At 59.7% G+C, this 16196-nt stretch carries 13 protein-coding genes and 1 riboswitch; of the genes, 8 read left to right on the top strand and 5 right to left on the bottom strand.

Annotation, left to right across the window (positions count from 1 at the left end; genetic code table 11):
* Positions 1-59: 59 nt before the first annotated feature.
* A riboswitch (cobalamin riboswitch) is annotated at positions 60-310 on the bottom strand.
* A 99-nt stretch (positions 311-409) separates the two neighbouring features.
* Positions 410-1723, top strand: a complete 1314-nt coding sequence (locus P5706_RS08935) for a PQQ-dependent sugar dehydrogenase (protein ID WP_285679027.1) — start codon at positions 410-412, stop codon at positions 1721-1723.
* An 841-nt stretch (positions 1724-2564) separates the two neighbouring features.
* Here the strand turns inward: P5706_RS08935 and P5706_RS08930 are convergent.
* The 5 genes from P5706_RS08930 to P5706_RS08910 form a co-directional block, all read right to left on the bottom strand.
* Complete coding sequence (locus tag P5706_RS08930; RefSeq protein ID WP_056861462.1) at positions 2565-3104, bottom strand: C40 family peptidase; 540 nt, start codon at positions 3102-3104, stop codon at positions 2565-2567.
* 144 nt (positions 3105-3248) lie between these two features.
* Positions 3249-3893, bottom strand: coding sequence for a C40 family peptidase (locus tag P5706_RS08925; RefSeq protein WP_285679026.1), 645 nt, complete (start codon positions 3891-3893; stop codon positions 3249-3251).
* 213 nt (positions 3894-4106) lie between these two features.
* On the bottom strand, positions 4107-4811 hold the full coding sequence (hda, locus tag P5706_RS08920) for a DnaA regulatory inactivator Hda (RefSeq protein ID WP_017134884.1): 705 nt from the start codon (positions 4809-4811) through the stop codon (positions 4107-4109).
* Positions 4812-5014: 203 nt separating this feature from the next.
* Positions 5015-6088 carry an AI-2E family transporter gene (locus P5706_RS08915; RefSeq protein ID WP_200431883.1) on the bottom strand — a complete coding sequence of 358 codons (1074 nt, stop codon included), beginning with the start codon at positions 6086-6088 and terminating at the stop codon, positions 5015-5017.
* A 53-nt stretch (positions 6089-6141) separates the two neighbouring features.
* Complete coding sequence (locus tag P5706_RS08910) at positions 6142-7182, bottom strand: DUF2066 domain-containing protein (RefSeq protein WP_285679025.1); 1041 nt, start codon at positions 7180-7182, stop codon at positions 6142-6144.
* A 355-nt stretch (positions 7183-7537) separates the two neighbouring features.
* On the opposite strand from P5706_RS08910, the gene purM reads away from it, so the two are divergent.
* The 7 genes from purM to P5706_RS08875 all read left to right on the top strand — a co-directional run bounded on the left by purM (position 7538) and on the right by P5706_RS08875 (position 16177).
* Positions 7538-8596, top strand: a complete 1059-nt coding sequence (purM, locus tag P5706_RS08905) for a phosphoribosylformylglycinamidine cyclo-ligase (protein ID WP_200431885.1) — start codon at positions 7538-7540, stop codon at positions 8594-8596.
* On the top strand, positions 8596-9246 hold the full coding sequence (purN, locus tag P5706_RS08900) for a phosphoribosylglycinamide formyltransferase (RefSeq protein WP_236370759.1): 651 nt from the start codon (positions 8596-8598) through the stop codon (positions 9244-9246). The genes purM and purN overlap by 1 nt, the downstream gene beginning before the upstream one ends.
* Positions 9247-9254: 8 nt before the next feature.
* Positions 9255-9968, top strand: coding sequence for a DUF3108 domain-containing protein (locus P5706_RS08895; protein WP_065929791.1), 714 nt, complete (start codon positions 9255-9257; stop codon positions 9966-9968).
* A 375-nt stretch (positions 9969-10343) separates the two neighbouring features.
* Complete coding sequence (locus P5706_RS08890) at positions 10344-10532, top strand: hypothetical protein (RefSeq protein WP_017134878.1); 189 nt, start codon at positions 10344-10346, stop codon at positions 10530-10532.
* A 386-nt stretch (positions 10533-10918) separates the two neighbouring features.
* Positions 10919-12844: an IucA/IucC family protein gene (locus P5706_RS08885; protein ID WP_285679023.1), complete on the top strand. Its 1926-nt coding sequence runs from the start codon at positions 10919-10921 to the stop codon at positions 12842-12844.
* A complete protein-coding gene (locus P5706_RS08880) occupies positions 12834-14060 on the top strand; it encodes an MFS transporter (protein WP_285679022.1) in 1227 nt (408 codons plus the stop codon). Before P5706_RS08885 ends, P5706_RS08880 begins: the two co-directional genes overlap by 11 nt.
* Entirely contained in the window at positions 14057-16177 is a 2121-nt protein-coding gene (locus tag P5706_RS08875; protein ID WP_285679021.1) for a TonB-dependent receptor, read from the top strand. Before P5706_RS08880 ends, P5706_RS08875 begins: the two co-directional genes overlap by 4 nt.
* Positions 16178-16196: the final 19 nt, after the last annotated feature.

Here is a 16196-nt window from a genome sequence, read left to right as displayed (position 1 = left end):
GGACAAAAAACGGCGGGCAGGAAAAACACAAACAGACAGCCAAGCATCGCCCACCGTGATGCTGTTGGATGATCCAGGCCGGTCTCCGGGCTCATAAGTGGCGCTCGGCTTATAGCGCGAGCAGGCCAACGGTGCGCCTTCCCATATCACGCGGATACAGTGGCAAAATGCACCGTTTTCACTCATTTACCGTTGCGGGGGCAGCGCCGGAATTGCGGCTGCGCTGTGTACAAGCGCGCTCACTCACCGGCTTCCCTGTTTCACTCTGTCGGCACATGGGCCACAGAGCACCTGGAACAAGCGGCGAAGGTTAGTGGGTTGGGGGTGGAGCGTCAATTAAAGCTGGCCTTGCACTTGAACCATCCGACTGCCGTGCTTCTCTACCTTTACAGGTATCAAGGAGAAAACCATGCACAAAACCAGACTCGCCTTACTGATCATGCTCGCTGGCACCCTCGCCGCCTGCGGTGAAAGCTCTACCTTGCAGGTCTCGGACGGCACCGGGCCATCGCCCAAACTGCCGGAGCCGAACAAAACCCTGATCCCCACCGTCAACATCGCCCCGGCGATCGGCTGGCCGGAAGGCGCCAAGCCGACAGCCGCCGCCGGCACTCAAGTGGCGGCGTTTGCCGAAGGCCTGGATCACCCGCGCTGGCTCTACGTGTTGCCCAATGGTGATGTGCTGGTCGCCGAAACCAATTCGCCACCCAAGCCGGATGACGCCACCGGCATTCGTGGCTGGGTGATGGAGAAAGTCATGGGCCGCGCCGGCGCGGGCGTGCCAAGCCCGAACCGCATCACACTGCTGCGCGATGCCGACCATGATGGTGTGGCCGAGACGCGCACGGTGTTTCTAGAGAACCTCAATTCGCCGTTTGGCATGACGCTGGTGGGTAACGACCTGTACGTCGCCGACTCGGACAAGCTGCTGCGCTTCCCTTATCAACCGGGTGAAACCGCGATCAAGGAGGTCGGCACCAAGGTGGTCGACCTGCCGGGCGGCAGCATCAACCACCACTGGACCAAAAACGTGGTGGCCAGCAAGGACGGCAGCAAGCTGTATGTGAGTGTCGGCTCCAACAGCAACGTCGGTGAGAACGGCCTGGCGGCGGAGGAAGGCCGCGCGGCGATCTGGGAGGTCGACCGCGCCACGGGCCAGCACCGGATTTTCGCTTCCGGCCTGCGCAACCCCAATGGCATGGCCTGGGAACCGCAGAGCGGCAAGCTGTGGACGGCGGTCAACGAGCGCGATGAGATCGGCAGCGACCTGGTGCCGGACTACATCACCTCGGTCAAGGATGGCGCGTTCTACGGCTGGCCTTTCAGTTATTACGGCCAGCATGTGGACGTGCGGGTCTCACCGCAAAACCTCGACCTGGTCGCCAAGGCCATCGCCCCGGACTATGCCGTTGGGCCGCATACCGCTTCCCTGGGGCTGACGTTTGCCGAGGGCAGCAAACTCCCGGCGCAGTTCAGCAACGGCGCATTTATTGGCCAGCATGGTTCGTGGAACCGCAAACCGCACAGTGGCTACAAGGTGATCTTCGTGCCGTTCGAGGGTGGGCAACCCAAGGGGCAGCCGGTGGACGTGCTGACCGGGTTCCTCAATAAAGACGAGAAAGCCATGGGCCGGCCGGTGGGCGTGGTGATTGATCAGCAAGGGGATTTGCTGGTGGCCGATGATGTGGGGAATAAGGTGTGGCGGGTGTCGGCGGCTAAGTAGCCGAACCTGAGCCTGCCTCAGACTAAATGTGGGGTTTGTGTGGGAGCTGGCTTGCCTGCGATGGGATCGCGTCGGCCTTTCAGTTAAACCGAGGCGATACCATCGCAGCATAGGCATCTACACAGATATTGGCGTCTGGGGTGTTGGGGTGTTTTATCCTGGCAGTAGGGGTGTATATCCGTTGCTGCGGTAACGGCTGCTTAGGGTTCCGCCCTTACGGCGGGTCACTTTTGGCAAACGCCCCAAAAGTAACCAAAAGGTCTGTGCCCCACCACTCGGCACCTCGCTTAGGCTCGGTGTGCCCTCACCGTGGGCCGCCGCGATGGGCCATCCTTGGCCCAGCGCGGCTAACCCGGCGTCCTGCCGGGTTACCCACGGATTCAAGCCTGCGTTCGGCCATCGTGGTTAACGGGGCGTCTCAGATCAAGATCAAGATCTAAAGCACGGCGGCCTGAAAGCCGACCTGAGTGGTTGAAGCAAAAGCCAGATCAAGTGCAAAGCAAAAGCCTATCTGAATACACTGAAGAACTGCTTTTCTGTGGGAGCTGGCTTGCCTGCGATGCAGACACCTCGGTGTCTCAGACACACCGAGTTGATGCCATCGCAGCGGGCCCATCGCGGCGCCCCCCCCCAAATCACTGGCGGATTGCGGGCATGCCGAGCCATAGCGAGGCACCGAGTGTTGGGGCGAGGACCTTTTGGTTACTTTTGACTGGGCCGGCATTCCGGTCCTTGCAAAAGTGACCCGCCGTAAGGGCGGAACCCTAAGTGGCCGTTAGCGCAGCAACGGATATGTACACCAATGCAGGCAAGCAAGCTCCCACACTTGGGCCTGAGTGACTTAAGGATTACGCGCCAGGCTCGCCGGCAGCACGCGCTTGGCGCTCAGGTAGGCATTCTGCCAATAGGCCTTGGACAAGGTGTCCAACTTCACCGTACCGCCGGTTTGCGGGGCGTGTACGAAGCGCCCTTCACCCACGTAGATACCTGCGTGGCTGACTCGCGAGCCGCCGCCGGTGGCGAAGAAGATCAAGTCGCCGGTTTGCAGGTTGTTTTCGCTCACATCCTGAGCGCGCATCACGATCAGTTCACGGGTGGTGCGCGGCAGGCTGATGCCGGCGGCGTCACGGTACACAAAGCCGATCAGGCCACTGCAATCAAACCCGGAGTCCGGCGTATTGCCGCCCCAACGGTAAGGCGTGCCGACCAGGCCCAGCGCACGGAAGAGCACGTCTTCGGCGGCTGGCGAGAAATTTTGGGTGGAATAGTTGAACACCGGCTTGGGCTTGACCGCGACAGGCGCAGGCGGCGGTGGACGGCTTGCGCAGGCGCTGAGGAGCGCGGCACATACCAGCAGAATGAGGCGGGCTGAGGTCGACATGGGCAGAACAATCCTGATCTGGATGCGGCTTTCGCTGCCGAACGCTGAAAACCAGAACGCGCAAGCAAAGCTCGCGCGAACGGATTACAACAATGTCCAGGGATTCTAGCGCTTACACGTCAAACTTCAAGTATCACTTTAACTTTACTTACTAGCGGTAACCGTAGTCGGGGCCATGGCGAGTGCGCGCTTGGCTTCGATGAAGGTTTTGCTCCAGTAGCTGTCGCCCAGGTTGTCGACTCGAACACCACCACTGCGACGGCTGCTGGAGTGGATAAACTGGTTATCGCCCAAGTAGATACCGGCGTGGCTTACACGACCACGGCCTGCCGTACTAAAGAAAAGCAGATCACCGGGCTTGAGGTTGTTGCGTGCGACCAACGGTGCATCCACGTTGATCATTTCGCGTGTCGAGCGTGGCAGATTCATGCCGGCTTCTTCACGGAACAGGTAGCCGATAAAGCCGCTGCAGTCGAAACCGGCTTCAGAGGTACCGCCGAAACGGTAACGGGTACCGATCAGGGACATACCGCGTTCGAGAATGCTGTCGGCCAGAACGGGAAGCTGGTAAGGCTTGTTGCCGGCGAAGGCAGCCAGTTCTTTCTCAGTAGCCTGCTCTTCTTTATAAAGAGCTTCTTCATAAACAGTAGAAGACTGCGCTGCAACGAACTTTGCCTGATTTTGAACCTGTGGTGTGTGCTGCTCAGCCACGTTTTGAGTGTGGGTGGCGCAACCAAACAACAGGGTAACGAGTGCGAGAGGCACGAGGGGTGCGAAGCGATTTAGCATGGGCACGACCGTGGCTGATGTGTAAAGAAGTCGAGACTATGCCCTCTATCACATCGATTTGCAAATTCAATCGTGATCTATGTGACTTCTTGTTTGGACTATGACATCTAAGCCCTTAACACCCTATTCATGCCTGTTGCGTGGCCAAACCGGCCCAAACGCAGGTTTTCTGGCGCCTGGAAGTTGCCGAAAACCCCACTGGACAAGGCTTGGCTACCAGCCGAGGGTTTCCTTGAGGAACGGAATGGTCAGCTTGCGCTGAGCCTGCAAGGAGGCCTGATCGAGCTGTTCGAGCAAATCGAACAACGCGCTCATGCTGCGGGTGCCACGGGTAAGGATAAAGTGCCCGACCTCATCGGTAAGGTGCAGGCCACGGCGCGATGCGCGCAATTGCAGGGCACGCAGCTTGTCTTCGTCTGAGAGCGGGCGCATCTGGAAGATCAGCGCCAGAGTCAGGCGTGACTTGAGGTCAGCCAGCTTCACCGGCAGCTCACGCGGCGAGGTGGACGCAGCAATCAACAAGCGCCGGCCGCTGTCACGCAGGCGGTTGAACAAGTGAAACAGCGCCTCTTCCCAATCCGCCTTGCCGGCGATGGCCTGCAGATCATCCAGGCACACCAGTTCGTATTGCTCAAGGTGGTCGAAGATGCCGATGCCACGGTCCATCAGCTCAGCCAGTGGCAGATATACCGCCGGCTCGCCCATCTGCTCGAAGCGCAGGCACGCGGCCTGCAACAGGTGGGTACGCCCCACGCCGTGTTTGCCCCACAGATAGATCAGGCTTTCAGTCCACCCGGCGTCGGCTTCGCAGAGCCGCTCGACATAGCCGAGTGCAGCGGCATTGGCGCCTGGGTAGTAATTGATAAAGGTGGCGTCGTCACGCAGACGCACACCCAAGGGCAGCTGAATCGGTTTCATGCTGACTGAACGGCTCCAAACGAACCGTTAGTGGCCTCTGTGTAAAGTTTGCAAAGTTTATACCCGTGAAGCCGGGCGCACAATGCAGCAGACCACAAGCAAAATCAAAGGTTTGCGTTAACTTGGGGCGATTTGCGCAAATTGTTTGACACCCCGCCCCAGAAACAACAAACCCGGCTTAGGCCGGGTTTGTTGCGAAACGGTTACAGATCCGGGTCTTCAACCCCGGTATACGCATCCGAATCTTTATACAGATCATGCACGTGGCGCACCAACACCATGATCACCGCCGCCACCGGCAGCGCCAGCAAAATGCCGGTAAAGCCAAACAGCTCACCGCCCGCCAGGATCGCAAAGATCACTGCCACCGGGTGCAGGCCAATCCGGTCCCCCACCAGCAGCGGCGTCAGCACCATGCCTTCCAGGGCCTGGCCAACCATGAACACCGCGACGATCCCGAGCATCGGGTACAGATCACCGCCAAACTGGAACAGCCCGGCCACCAGCGCCGCGCCGATACCGATCACAAAGCCCATGTACGGCACGATGGCGGCCAAGCCTGCGATCAAGCCGATCAACAGTCCCAGCTCCAAACCGATTGCCATCAAGCCGGCGGCATAGATGATCCCCAGCGCCAGCATCACCAGCAACTGGCCGCGTACGAACGCGCCGAGCACCTCGTGGCACTCGTGCGCCAGGGAAACGATGCGCTCTTCATTGTTGCGTGGCAGCAGGCTGCGGATCTTGGCCATCATGATGTCCCAGTCACGCAGCAGGTAGAACGCCACCACCGGGATCAGCACCAGATTGGTCAGCCAGCCGATCAATGCAAGGCTGGAGGCTGTGGCCTGGCTAAGCACCACACCGACAATATCGGTGGTCTGGCCCATATGCTCACTGATCGCAGCCTTGACCTTATCGAACTTCCAGAAGCCATCCGCCAGCCCCAGCTTGGCCTGGGCCCACGGCATAGCCGTGTGCTGCAGCCAGTCGAGCATTTGCGGCGCCAGCTCATAAAGACGGAACAGCTGCTTGGCCAGCATCGGCACCAACACCAGCACCAGCACCGTGATGATCAACGTGAACAGTGCAAACACCGTCACCACACCCCAGGTGCGCGACATGCCGACTTTCTCCAGGCGATCCACCACGGGATCGAACAGATAGGCGAGCAGCAACGCCACCAGGAACGGCGTCAGGATCGAATGCAGCAAGAACACAAAAACGCACAGCAGGACAACCCCACCAAGCCACACCCAACGACGCGTATCCGCCATAAACCACTCCATCTCTCATTTGCTTCCTTCTATCTATATAGAAGGAAGATCACCTACCAACGAAAACGTAACTGCGCCTGAGGCTCGGGGGCTGCCGGCGGCTGCGTACCATCGGCTACCGGCGGTTGAACCGGCGCTTCGCCCGCAGGCACTTCCTGCAACTTGGCCAGGCTCAACTGCGTACGCAACTGATCGGCACTACCGTTGACCCGGTACACAATGCGATTGCCATCCACCCGCTGCGGCTGAGCACCAAAGGGTTCAAGCAGGTGACCCAAAGCGGCATAGCGCTCCAGATTCATGCCCTGCACTTCGAGCAACTGTTCGGTACTCACACCTGGCTTGACCGCAAAGCGCGGTGCCAGTTTTTGGCTGACCGCCAACATTACGGCATCGGCGACCGCGCCAGTGTCAGCGCCCTGGGCGGTGCCCTGCTCACTCTTGTCGCCCAGCCACAGGCGCCATTTGGCCTGCCACTGGTTGCCTTCCTGGCGCGCGTGCACGGCCAGCAATGCGTCGGCGCCATAACGCTCAGAGGCGGCGCGCAAGGGCGTGGCATCGGCACTTTCCAGATTCGGCGCCGTGGCGACGACTTGCTCATCCAGGTCACCCAACGGCAAACGCAACGGCAAGCCGCGGTGTTGTGCGGCACGGCGCAGCGCACCGGCTATCGCCTGGCCATCACCGACCAGACTGCTGCCGTCAGTGGAATCGTTGAGCCACCAGCCAAGGATCGACGGCCGATTGCTGCCCCAGATCGACAGGCCAGCTTCACGCAGGGCGCGATCGGTGCTCACCGGGTCGAAGTCCACCTGCAGGCTTTCCGGTGGGCCGGCGTCGTAGCCGTATTGGCTGATGATTTGCTGCGGGTCTTTGCGGATCGCCGCCAGGCTTGGGCCGTCGGCAGCCTTGGCATCGCCGGTCAGGCGGATTACCAGGGTTTGCACGGCGCGCTGGGTGGCCTGGTCACGCTCTTGGGGCGACTGGCTGGCAACCGGTTCAAGTACTTGATAAAGGCCATTGAGGGTTTCGGCATGACTCGCCAGGCTGACCAACGACAAGCAGCCTACAAAGAAGACATTACACAGACGCATGGAAGATTCCCGAACGACAAATTTAGCGGCTGGAACAGACCGCGTGAACTCGGCTTGGCAAGGCTGTGACCACAGCAGCCGGTAAAACATTCACAGGGTCATGGCAGTTTTTGTACTGTCATAACGATAGCGGGTTAAAGGCTATACCTTAATACACGCCATTACCGGCACGTTTAGCATTTTTTTAAGCGGCTTTTTTAAGCTATATGGCCCTGCCCGTCGGCCCGAGGATGGCCGCTGCCCCTCAAGCCTGATAAAATCGCGCGCCTTCGCAGACCGTCAGCGGCTGGGCCTTTTACCAAAAGCGCCTGCCGGCTCGGTCGTTACCCAGAAATCCCCCCTAAAGGCCTGGATCATGAGCAAGCAACCCTCCCTGAGCTACAAGGACGCCGGTGTAGACATCGACGCCGGTGAAGCATTGGTCGAACGCATCAAGAGCGTCGCCAAGCGCACTGCGCGCCCCGAAGTCATGGGCGGCCTGGGCGGTTTTGGCGCCCTCTGCGAAATCCCGGCCGGCTACAAGCAGCCTGTGCTGGTGTCCGGCACCGACGGCGTGGGCACCAAGCTGCGCCTGGCGCTGAACCTGAACAAGCACGACACCATCGGTATCGACCTGGTTGCCATGTGCGTCAACGACCTGGTGGTGTGTGGCGCAGAGCCGCTGTTCTTCCTCGACTACTACGCCACCGGCAAGCTGAACGTGGACACCGCTGCACAAGTGGTCACCGGCATCGGCGCCGGCTGCGAACTGTCGGGTTGCTCCCTGGTCGGCGGCGAAACCGCTGAAATGCCAGGTATGTACGAAGGCGAAGACTATGACCTGGCCGGTTTCTGCGTGGGTGTTGTCGAAAAAGCCGAAATCATCGACGGCTCCAAAGTTGCCGCCGGTGACGCCCTGCTCGCCCTGCCATCGTCCGGCCCGCACTCCAACGGCTACTCGCTGATCCGCAAGATCATCGAAGTGTCCGGCGCCGACATCGAGAACACCCAGCTCGACGGCCAACCGCTGACCGACCTGCTGATGGCCCCGACCCGTATCTACGTGAAGCCTTTGCTCAAGCTGATCAAAGACACCGGCGCCGTCAAAGCCATGGCTCACATCACCGGTGGTGGCCTGCTGGACAACATCCCGCGCGTGCTGCCAAAAGGCGCCCAGGCGATTGTCGACGTAGCAAGCTGGACGCGTCCTGCCGTGTTCGACTGGCTGCAAGCGCAAGGCAACGTCAACGAAACCGAAATGCACCGCGTGCTCAACTGCGGCGTGGGCATGGTCATCTGCGTGGCGCAAGAGCACGTTGAAACCGCGCTGAAGGTACTGCGTGAAGCGGGCGAGCAGCCTTGGGTGATCGGCCAGATCGCGACCGCCCCGGAAGGCGCGGCCCAGGTTGAACTGAAGAACCTCAAGGCTCACTGATGCCTGAGACCTGTGATGTCGTGGTGCTGCTCTCCGGCACCGGCAGTAACTTGCAGGCCCTGATCGACAGCACGCGCACCGGCGACAGCCCGGCGCGCATCGCTGCGGTGATCTCCAACCGCAGCGACGCCTACGGCCTGCAACGCGCCAGGGACGCGGGTATCGACACCCGCTCGCTGGATCACAAGGCTTTCGAAGGTCGCGAGGCCTTCGACAGCGCCTTGATCGAACTGATCGACGCCTTCAACCCCAAGCTCGTAGTACTTGCCGGCTTCATGCGCATCCTCAGCGCCGATTTCGTGCGGCACTACCAAGGGCGCCTGCTCAATATCCATCCGTCCCTGCTGCCCAAATACAAAGGGTTACACACGCACCAACGCGCCCTCGAGGCCGGCGACACGGAGCATGGCTGCAGCGTGCACTTTGTCACCGAGGAACTCGATGGCGGGCCTCTGGTCGTACAGGCAGTGGTTCCGGTAGAGTCTGCAGATTCGGCGCAGACACTTGCGCAACGGGTTCACACCCAGGAACACAGGATTTACCCGCTGGCTGTTCGCTGGTTTGCCGAAGGACGATTGATTCTCGGCGAACAGGGTGCATTATTGGACGGTCAGTTACTCGCGGCCAGCGGCCACTTGATTCGAACCTAGGAGATTTTATGCGTCGCGCCCTGCTCTTCGCTTTTGCGCTGTTCGCCTTGCCCGCCGTGCAAGCGGCAGACCTTCACCCTTTCTCCGCCAGCTACACCGCCGACTGGAAACAGTTGCCCATGAGTGGTTCGGCCGAACGCAGCCTGGTCAAGAATGACAATGGCTCATGGACCTTGAATTTCAAGGCATCCATGATGATCGCCAGCCTCACCGAGACCAGCGTGATCCGTCTCGACAAAGATGCCCTGCAGCCCGTGAGCTACAGCTTCGAGCGTGGCGGCCTCGGCAAGTCGAAGAAGATCAACCTGGACTTCGACCAGACGGCCAAGAAAGTCACCGGCTTTGAAAACAAAGACCCGGTCAATGTCCCCCTGCAAAGCGGCATGCTCGACAAGTCGACCTATCAGTTGGCACTGCAACGTGACGTGGCGGCCGGCAAAAAGAGCATGAGCTACATCGTCGTTGAAGGCACCGACACCGACACCTACGACTTCCGCGTAATCGGCCCGGAAAAAGTCCAGACCAAGGTCGGCTCCATCGATGCTATCAAGGTTGAACGTGTACGTGACCCGACGCAAAGCAAGCGCATTACCCAGATGTGGTTTGCCAAGGACCTGGGTGGCATTTTGGTAGCCTTGCGCCAAGTGGAAACCGACGGCAAGGAATACAACATCATGCTGTTGGACGGTACGGTTGATGGCCAGGCTATCAAAGGTAGCTGATACCGTGATGTGATTTAAAAAAGCCTCGCTGAATGCGGGGCTTTTTTTCGCCTGCTGTTTTTTGTTAAGGCAGCTACCGCCATCGCAGGCAAGCCAGCTCCCACCCTGGAATGCACTTCAAGGGTGGGAGCTGGCTTGCCTGCGATGGGGCCAGCACGGTCACCACAAGACTTTAAGCCCACCCGAACATGAAACTTTTGTCATAAAACTCAGCACCCTGCGACGCAATGTCGCGTTTTACGCGGGCTGCAGCACTGTTGCGTTTCCTGCAATAAATAGTTGCGTGCAAAATCGGTTTACTTAGCAAGCTAACAAAACATATAAAAGAGACCTGCGACGACTTGCCGCAGATCAACCAGAGATTGGAGCAAGCAGATGACTGTAAAAGTAACTGAACGCGACGATGCACACATGTCCCACGAAGCACTGGGCCATGGGATTCACATCTGGGATGTACATCAACAAGACCAACTGGTCGGCATGTTCCACAACGAGAACGAAGCCCACAATTATAAAAACGAGCTCGAATCTCTTGAGATGAAACGCCAGGCTGAAGGCTCCTGAAACTCTGAAATCTGGTAGCCACCCAGCCCCACACAGCAGCTGGTGTGCCCGCCCACAAAAACCCCGCCTTTGAGCGGGGTTTTTCGTTTCTCACCTCCGTCGTTTTCCCGTGTTCTGCCACAACCGTATGAAAACAGACACATCCTACAAGACCTCAGGCCGCGTATTACAAGTCATCTCAAAGACACTGAACTAGCCTGATTTAGACGCTTCAAGCCCTGACTACGGACCCGCGTGGTCGCTCTTTTCGTCTTCGAACCGCCCTCCTTTCACTCCCTGAATAATCGTTTCCGCAAAAAGCGTAACAACAAATAGACATTTGGTAATGATTCTCGATAGTATCCGTTCGCTTTTCACTCAGCCCCACGGATAAGGAGTTCGACTTGATGCACGGACACGTCGCCACACCGGAAAAACTACTGCTTGAACGCTGGGGTGAAGCACTTTCCACTCGCCAATTCCAGGCTAAGCACGTCACGCTTGATGCCCTGATCGATACCCTCGCACCTGCCGCCGAACGCAGCTTCCAGCGCCTGATCCAGGCATTGTTCCGTGAAGGTCTGCTCAACCCCGGCACGCGCACCTATGACGAACACAATCGCTGCTGGCTGGAGCTGCCCGACCACACCCGCCTACGCTTCGATCACCTGCGCCCGGGCCGCATGGCCAGCTGGGATTTGCGCGGCACGGTGAGTGCCCTGCGCGCTGGCCAGCCTGAACAGACAATCCGATTCCCATCGCAGTTGCTGACATTACTCAACAGCAGCCTCGAATCATCTGCCGCCCCCGACGTCTTGAGCCGCCTCAACAGCGAGATAGATGACAGCCTTGTCAACGATACGCTGTGCCTCGCTTTCCACGAGCAGTGGACCCTCGAGCTGCACGCCGCAATGGCCCCCGCGCATCAAAACAATTTGCTCAGCTACCTCAACAACAACCCAAGCATTTCCAACCCGACATCAGTACTTGAGCAATGGGGCACCCTGGGCCATCCATGGCACCCCAACTACAAGACAAAGCTGGGCCTGGGAACAGAGCAGGTGATTGAATTCTCGCCGGAGTTCGAGGCGCGTTTCCCGGTATTACTCTGCGCGCTGCACCGCCAGTACGCCCATGTCGAAAGCCTGGCGGGTACTGCAGATTACTGGCAGTGGTGGCAAAACCACTTCCCGCAGGCCGCCCGCCAACTGACAGCGCACTTAAGCGCTCAAGGCCTTGAGGCCGGCGACTACCTGCCGATGCCCGCTCACCCTTGGCAGGCTCGCCAAGAGCTGCCGCAACTGTTCGCCAATGAAATCGGCGACCGGCTGCTGGTGCTGACCGACATCGTCGCGTTCACCGCCCACCCGACCATGTCGTTCAGGACCGTGTTGCCCGAAGGCCGGTGCGACGCGCCAATGGTCAAGCTTCCGGTGTCGCTGCGCTTGACCAGTGTGCAGCGCACAGTGTCGCCACGCTCCGCGCGCATGGGCCCACGGATCAGCCATCTGCTGCAAACCATCCTGGCACGCGAGCCAAAAATTCAAAAAATCCTGAGCATCGTGCCCGAACGACTCGGCGTGCATTTCCAACCACAACCTGCCAATGACGAACACTCGCGACACCTGGCCGTGCTGTACCGGGACAACCCGCAGAGCCTGCTTGAACCGGGCGAAATGGCCATTCCGGTAGGTAGCCTGTTTGCCATCGATCAGCATGGGCAACCCCTGCTCAAGCAGTGGGTACGCCTGAGCAAAGGCACCGACGACGCGCCGGCCATGCAGGCGTTTTTTAAAGACTATGCATCGATCGCAGTGCCGGCACTGCTGGGCATGTACTTGCGTTATGGCGTGGCCTTCGAGGCCCATCAGCAGAACTCCTTTATGGTCATGGGCACAGACGGGCAAGTAAACCGCCTGTTGCTGCGTGATTTCGGTGATATCCGCATCGACCGCAAGACCTTGCACGCACACGGCCTGGACATCGAACTGCACGACCCGAAGATGACCTTGTACGACGACGCTGGCTTCGTGCGCGACAAGTTGCTGCACACGGTGTTCATGTGCCACTTGGGCGAACTGGTATTGCTCAGTGCGCGCCATTTCGATATTCCCCAGGCGCTGCTGTGGGACGAGCTGTCAGCCCAGGTCCGCGAGTGTTTCGATAATTTGCGCAGCCAGGTCGAGCCCCAACGTTGGCAGACCGAACGTGCCGCGCTGCTGGAGCAGGACTGGCCAGCCAAGTCGTTTATGCGCATGCGCCTGATGGAAAGCCACGCCGACATCGTCGGGCGCCTGCCGAACCCGCTGAGCACTGCCGCCAATGTCGGCTAACAACACTGCACTGCGCCTGTTGGTGGTGATTCAGCTGGTGTCGATGGGCGCCATGGAAATGAGCGGCCCCTTCTGGCCGTTGCAGATCCAGAAGCTGCTGGGCGTGGCCAACGCCCAGTACACCGGCCTGCTGTCGTCGCTGGTGTATGCCGGGCCGATGATGGCGGCGATGATCCTCACGCCAATGTGGGGGCGCCTGGGTGATCGTACCGGCCACAAGCCGATGATCATTCGCGCGCTGCTGGCACTGGCGGTATGCCAGGCGCTGGCCGCTGTCACCACCGATCCGTGGCTGCTGGTGGTCATCCGCGTGGCACAAGGTGCGCTGGCCGGCTTTATTGCAGCGGCCCAAGCCTACGCGCTGGCGTACTGCGCCGAAGGTGGGCGCGGGCACATTCTGGCGCGGCTGCAATCGGCTACCGCCGTGGGTTCGCTGGCCGGGCCGGTGCTGGGTGGCTGGCTGATGGATATTTCCGGCTTCGCATTGCTGTGCTACAGCGCCACGGCGGTTTGCCTGCTGTGCGCGTTGATCAGCCTGTTTTTACCCAGCGATGCGCCGCGCTCAAGACCGGCACGCACCTCAACGCCTACGGCACTGCCCAAAGGCTGGCTCGGCGCAATGCTCGCCATCATCGTGCTGATCCAGGCAGCCAAGATGATGCCCCAACCGTTTTATGCCTTGTACGTCGCCGATGTTCTGCACGCCCCTGCCTGGCTGATCGGCGCCAGCTACGCCGCCAGTGCTCTGACGCTCGCGCTGTCCGCGCCGCTATGGGGCCGCCTGTTTGACCGACACCCGGCGGCGCACACATTACGCATCATCGAATGGATCACCTGGTTTTGCGCCTTGACGCTGGCCTTCACGGCGATGGCCGGCGAATGGCTGGGGTTTCTCGCCAGCCGGCTGCTGTGGGGCGTGTGGCAAGGCGCGCTGCTGCCGGTCGCCTACACGTTGATCGCCAATACCGTCGCACCGAGCCAGCAGGGGTTTGCCTTGGGCCTGGGCAACAGCGCCGCAAAAGGTGGCGCGTTGTGCGGTGCGCTGTTGGGTGGCTTCGGCATGGCAATGGTGGGCTTGGCGCACAGCTTTTGGCTGGTGGCACTGACCTATGCATTGGCGGCCCTGGGTATCCGCGCCATCCGTTCGTTCACCCGAACACCTGAAACTACCGATTTTTCTGTCAATACTTCTAATAACTCAAAGGCAAGATCATGAACAAATCACAATGGGCCGTCCTGCTGCCCCTGCTCGGTTCGATAAGCGTGCCTGTCTGGGCTGATCAGACTGAAGACGCGCCAGCGGCGGCTACCAACCTGCAATTGCAGGCGACGGTCGTTTCAGCCACTCGCAGTGAAACCAGCATTGCCGCGATCCCAGGCTCGGTGCAGGTCATCAACGAAGAACAGATCCGCCAACAGACAGCAGCAGGACGTCGGGTTGCCGATATCCTCGGGCAACTGGTCCCGGGCATAGCGCCCTCCAGCGGTGGCATGAGCAACTTCGGTCAAACGCTGCGCGGGCGCAACACGCTGATCCTGATTGATGGCGTGTCCCAGAACGCCACGCGTGACAACTTCCGCCAGCTCAACAGCGTGGCACCGGAAAGCATCGAGCGCATCGAAGTGATTTCCGGCGCCAGCAGCGTCTATGGCGCCGGCGCGTCAGGCGGCATCATCAACATCATCACCAAGCGCAACAAAGGCGAAGACCTGGCCTTCAGCAGCAAGATCGGCATGACCGCCGGTAACAACTTCAGCCACAAAGGGTTCTCCTACGAAGCCTTCCAAAGTGCCACCGGCCGCAAGGGCCCGGTGGACTGGTACGTGTCGGGCAATACGGTGCAACGCAACGACCAGTTCGACGGTAACGGCAAACGCATTCCCCAGGACACGTCCCAGGGCAGCAACATGGACACCGACACCTACGACCTGCAAGGTCGCTTCGGCTATGAGCTGGATGACGACAAGAAGATCAGCCTGTCGCTGCAAGACTATAAAGATGAACAGGACACCCGCTACACCAAGAACCCACGCATCACCAGCACTGCGGTCGCGGTTAAAGGCCTGGACCTGGATGACCAGCCCTTCACCCACAACCAGGCGGTCAACCTCAATTACGCCGACAAGGACTTCTACGGCCAGGGCTTGCAGGTCGAAAGTTATTGGCGGCGTGCCGATGCACTGTTCTTCCCGGACCTGTCTCGCGGTCGTGCCGGGGTGTCGGACAACAACAGTGTGCAAGACGTCTATGGTGTGCGGGCAGCGATCGATACACAAATGCCGGACATCGGCGCGGCGACCGGCAACCTGGTCTGGGGCGCCGACTATGACCACGAAACCTCGCGCCAACGCGGCGATCAATACCGGGTCAATGGCCTGAGCTATACCAAGACCGGCACCACCTTTGAAATGGGCCCGGACATCGCAACCGCCACCAAAGCCATTTTTGGTCAGCTGTCCTACAATATCGATGACTGGACCTTACGTGGCGGCATACGCCGTGAGTGGATCGAAAGCGAAGTGTCCGACAGCATTGCCTACGGCGAGATCGTGCAGACCGGCAACCGCGCCACACTGCCGGGCGGCACCCTCAAATACGATGACACGCTCTACAACCTGGGTGCGGTGTACCACCTGAGTGAAAACCAGGATGTGTTCGTCAATTTCAGCCAGGGGTTTTCCCTACCGGATATCCAGCGCTTCCTGCGTGACGTCAACAGCAAGTACGACATTCAAGACCTGAACGCCCAAGCCCTCAAGGTCGACAGCTACGAGCTCGGCTGGCGTGGCAACTGGGACAAGTGGCTGGCCAACGTCACCGCGTATGAAAACACCTCGGACGTCACCCAGTTCTATGATGCCAATGATCGTGTGTTGCGCCTGATCAACCAGAAGGAGCGCGTGCGCGGCATCGAAACCAGCCTCACCTACAACGTCACCGATCAATGGTCGGTAGGCGGCACTTACGCCTACGCCAAAGGCGAGACCCAGCAAAACGGCAAATGGATCGACCTGCCCGCCACACGTATCTCGCCTGCCAAGACCACCGCCTTTGTCGGCTATGACCGTGGCGACTACAGCCTGCGCCTGCAAGGCATGCAACTGGCCGACTATGACGCCGCGGCCAAAGACAACAACGGCCGCGATATCAAAGGTTATACGCTGGTCGACCTGCTCGGTTCGGTCAGGTTGCCAGTCGGTCGCCTGGAAGGCGCGATCTACAACCTCAGTAACCGCAATTACCAGAACATGTTTGCCCAGGCCAACGCCCGTGCGCCATACCCGAACGCTGAAGGGCGTACCTTCAGCGTCAGTTATGCAGTGGATTGGTGATCGGCTGAAGCTGCGCGTT

The sequence above is a fragment of the Pseudomonas sp. ChxA genome (genome assembly GCF_030263855.1).
Lineage (GTDB): Bacteria > Pseudomonadota > Gammaproteobacteria > Pseudomonadales > Pseudomonadaceae > Aquipseudomonas > Aquipseudomonas fluorescens_CB.
This window is presented reverse-complemented; position numbering and strand designations above follow the sequence as displayed.

Bases quoted from the DNA above. Each gene is read 5' to 3' on its own strand.
- P5706_RS08925 (WP_285679026.1), bottom strand. From the start codon at position 3,893: ATGCTAAATCGCTTCGCACCCCTCGTGCCTCTCGCACTCGTTACCCTG.
- P5706_RS08915 (WP_200431883.1), bottom strand. From the start codon at position 6,088: ATGGCGGATACGCGTCGTTGGGTGTGGCTTGGTGGGGTTGTCCTGCTG.
- P5706_RS08930 (WP_056861462.1), bottom strand. From the start codon at position 3,104: ATGTCGACCTCAGCCCGCCTCATTCTGCTGGTATGTGCCGCGCTCCTC.
- purN (WP_236370759.1), top strand. From the start codon at position 8,596: ATGCCTGAGACCTGTGATGTCGTGGTGCTGCTCTCCGGCACCGGCAGT.
- P5706_RS08880 (WP_285679022.1), top strand. From the start codon at position 12,834: ATGTCGGCTAACAACACTGCACTGCGCCTGTTGGTGGTGATTCAGCTG.
- P5706_RS08935 (WP_285679027.1), top strand. From the start codon at position 410: ATGCACAAAACCAGACTCGCCTTACTGATCATGCTCGCTGGCACCCTC.
- P5706_RS08910 (WP_285679025.1), bottom strand. From the start codon at position 7,182: ATGCGTCTGTGTAATGTCTTCTTTGTAGGCTGCTTGTCGTTGGTCAGC.
- P5706_RS08885 (WP_285679023.1), top strand. From the start codon at position 10,919: ATGCACGGACACGTCGCCACACCGGAAAAACTACTGCTTGAACGCTGG.
- P5706_RS08890 (WP_017134878.1), top strand. From the start codon at position 10,344: ATGACTGTAAAAGTAACTGAACGCGACGATGCACACATGTCCCACGAA.
- P5706_RS08895 (WP_065929791.1), top strand. From the start codon at position 9,255: ATGCGTCGCGCCCTGCTCTTCGCTTTTGCGCTGTTCGCCTTGCCCGCC.
- purM (WP_200431885.1), top strand. From the start codon at position 7,538: ATGAGCAAGCAACCCTCCCTGAGCTACAAGGACGCCGGTGTAGACATC.
- hda (WP_017134884.1), bottom strand. From the start codon at position 4,811: ATGAAACCGATTCAGCTGCCCTTGGGTGTGCGTCTGCGTGACGACGCC.
- P5706_RS08875 (WP_285679021.1), top strand. From the start codon at position 14,057: ATGAACAAATCACAATGGGCCGTCCTGCTGCCCCTGCTCGGTTCGATA.